Source organism: Mesorhizobium sp. M7A.F.Ca.US.006.04.2.1, assembly GCF_004022915.1.
GTDB classification, from domain to species: domain Bacteria; phylum Pseudomonadota; class Alphaproteobacteria; order Rhizobiales; family Rhizobiaceae; genus Mesorhizobium; species Mesorhizobium ciceri.
Genome location: NZ_RZQA01000788.1, coordinates 1 through 3,029, shown reverse-complemented (window position 1 = coordinate 3,029; position 3,029 = coordinate 1). Strand labels below are relative to the sequence as shown.

At 58.2% G+C, this 3,029-nt stretch carries 3 protein-coding genes; all 3 read right to left on the bottom strand.

Annotated elements, in window-relative coordinates; all coding sequences use genetic code 11:
- Positions 1-72: 72 nt before the first annotated feature.
- Positions 73-708 carry a hypothetical protein gene (locus EN925_RS41025; protein WP_245461061.1) on the bottom strand — a complete coding sequence of 212 codons (636 nt, stop codon included), beginning with the start codon at positions 706-708 and terminating at the stop codon, positions 73-75.
- A 395-nt stretch (positions 709-1,103) separates the two neighbouring features.
- Positions 1,104-2,159: a sensor histidine kinase gene (locus EN925_RS30045; protein ID WP_127369690.1), complete on the bottom strand. Its 1,056-nt coding sequence runs from the start codon at positions 2,157-2,159 to the stop codon at positions 1,104-1,106.
- Positions 2,156-3,029: ATPase domain-containing protein (locus EN925_RS30040; protein ID WP_164894479.1), on the bottom strand; the 874-nt coding region annotated here is incomplete at its 5' end. The genes EN925_RS30045 and EN925_RS30040, both read right to left, overlap by 4 nt.

Below are 3,029 nucleotides of genomic sequence, written 5' to 3'. Positions count from 1 at the left end.
CACCTTAACTCGGCGCGCCCTGATTACGGCCGCGCCAATCGACGGCAACTGCTTGCCGCCTGCGCGGCCGTTTCAATCGAGGATGCCGGCCTTTCGCAGATATCCCAGGAGTCTGGTAGGGGCATCGTTGTAGCTGATAGATGACTGCTCGGCCATGCTCAGCGAGCACCAGGCCGCTATTTCGGTAACCAAGGCCTCGCCTCCATCGATGGGCGCCGAAACAAGGTGTCCGTCATTGCCCATAGCGATTGCAACGGTGCCGTCCGCACCGTATCCGATCGCCGCAATTCTTTGAAATCGCCGGTCGCCATCGACACGGACGTCGAACAGTACCGAGCCGGCAGTCTTTTCTGCCGCGTCTTCCACCCGTTCGGAAAACGGGCGATTCATGCAGCCTAGATTTGACAGCGACTGTTCAAACAAGACGAGTTCAACGTACTGCGCATTCATGATGCGACTATGGGCGCGCGGGAGCAGCCGGCAATCCTGCCGTGGCCATTTCACACAGGAAACCCGAGTTGGGCGGGCAATCGAATTTGACACAGGGGCATTGTCCTGACTGCCGAAAGCGGATCTTCTTTCCCGAACGTCGCTATTTCGAGTTGAAGGTTGCAGCGGCATGAGAGGGATCAGACGCTGGCCAAGCGTAAGGGTCTCGAACTGGACCTGCGCGAGGAGCTGCAAACGCCTGGCCAAATCCGGGTGCATTATCAGTCGCTTTACGCCGCCGACACCAACAGTATGACGGGCGTCGAAGCCCTCGCACGCTGGCCTAGACCGGGTGCATTGGCCGATCGAGACCTGGCAGTGAACGTATCGGATTGCAACTGAACAATCCGAGCTTTGCCACGAAAGTGTCGGCATCTTGTTGGAAACGCAAATGGATCCGCGGCGGCTCGGTTTGGAGTTTACGGAAAGCACGCTCTCCCAGCGTCCGACGGAATGCCCGCGCAAGCTGGCTGCGACCAGCTACAAGGCTTTTTACTTTCCTGACCGATGCCGAACCAGAAACTTCAGGATCTCTTCGACGACGGATCAAGGCGGGCGCCCGCCTGACAATGCGATTATGTGATTTCCAGGCGGTCCACAGGGCGCTGCCGCGATCAGCCTAGCCGTTCATCGGGTGCAAGGCGGGAGATTAGGCCGCAAATCGAGAAACGCAGCCCCTCCGGCGCAAAGTCGAGATCCGGAGGCTGTCCGAACAGGCTCGTCAAGGCAGCGCGCATATAGCGTGTCCCATATCCCACTCGCGAGGGCTCGACTACCGTTGGTCCTCCTGCTTCGGTCCATCTCAACGCCAGCACTGGTTCCGAGCTCGACGCTATATTCCATTCCAGGCGTATTCTGCCTTCGGGACGGGACAAGCCGCCATATTTGATGGCGTTTGTCGCTAGTTCATGAAGTGAGAGGGCAAGAGTTGTGCCGGCATCGCGCGACAGCAGCACCTCGGGTCCGTCGATCGTGATGGCAGCTTGTTTCTTGGAAAGGTATGGCGCGAGGACCGATTTTGCGACATCCGTCAAGGCCACGGTCTCGCCACCGGCAGCAAAAACTGCAGAATGAACATCCGACAAGGCTCTCAATCGCCCTTTGAAGTCTTCTGCAAGCCCTTCTGCCGAGATCGCACCGCGCCTGGTCATATCGAAGATGGATATGACGGTCGCCAGGATGTTTTTCACTCGATGATTTAGCTCAAGGCGGAGTTCCGTCTCCCGCTCAAGATAGTCACGCACGTCGCGCTGGCGAATTCTGGTGAGGAGTGCCGACTGGATTCCGCTTATCAGTTCGAGCGCAGCCACTGGACGCTGATAGTATATCTGGCGCGAACGTGGCCAGGCAGCACTCAGCGCCGCTTGGATGCGTGACTGCTGTGCCCCACGGTCCAACAAAACAACGATTGGAATTTCCGACCAATTGGGCTGCGCCTGAAGGAAACCTTCAACTGTTGCGATCGCCTGAGGATTCAAGGCTTCGTGGGTGACAACCAGCACTCCAGGAGACAGTGCAAGCAATCCCTCTAAGTCCTCGGGGCTCGCCGCTCGAGCCCGTAAACCACGTTCCTGCAGCAGGGAGGCGGTGTAACCGGCATCCTTGCGGTAAGGCGCCAAAATGAGCACCCAATCCAGTGTTCCCAGCCCGTTTCGCTCGACGTCGCTCACGTCTCGGGCAGAGGATTGTAGGCAACCACGGAAACGCCGGAACTCGCGATGAAAAGTTCCCGGACATCGAGATCGTGGGGACCGTGGCGTTTCTTGACAACCGTGATATTGCGCCTAAGGCGGCCTTCATGCTCGGACATGCGCAGCAGAAGCACGGTGTCGCCGAGAAAACTGACGTCCACGTCGATCCCAACATTCTGCCCGAGCAAACCATGCTGGGCGACAATGAGCATGGTTAGCACGTCAGCGCGAGCGAGATGTTTCAGGAGAGACTGGATGTCCAGCACCGCCTTTTCCCGGTGGGGAAGAGAATTCAGATAGCCGGTGAAGCTGTCAATCACGACTACCCGGGTATTGTTGCGACTGACGACTTGCTGCACAATCTGGCCGAACTCTCCGGGCGAGATTTCGTTCGGACTAAAATCGTAGATGACGAGTTGGCCGTCCTTGTAGAACTGCCGAAGATCCATCCCAAGGCCTTCGGACCGGCGAAAGAAAGTCTCCAGCCGCTCCTCAAACAGGAACAGGGCCACGCTCTCGCTCCGTTGAAGCGCGGCAGTGGCGTAAAGCGACGACATCGTCGACTTGCCTGTCCCCGACTGACCAATCACGAGCGTTATGGTTCCCGATTCCTGGCCGCCGCCGAACATCTCGTCGAGAGCGGCTACCCCTGATTTGATCAGTTGCGGCTTGGTCACTTCGGCAGGCGACCCGGGCACAATCCTCGGAAACACCACAACGCCTTCACCCTCGCGAATGGCCATATCGTGATAACCGTCTGCAAACGGCACGCCGCGCATTTTGCTGACTTCAACACGCCGGCGCACGCCGCCGTAATCCTCGAGAGATTTATCAAGCCGGATCACGCCG

Bases quoted from the DNA above. Each gene is read 5' to 3' on its own strand.
- EN925_RS41025 (WP_245461061.1), bottom strand. From the start codon at position 708: ATGCACCCGGATTTGGCCAGGCGTTTGCAGCTCCTCGCGCAGGTCCAG.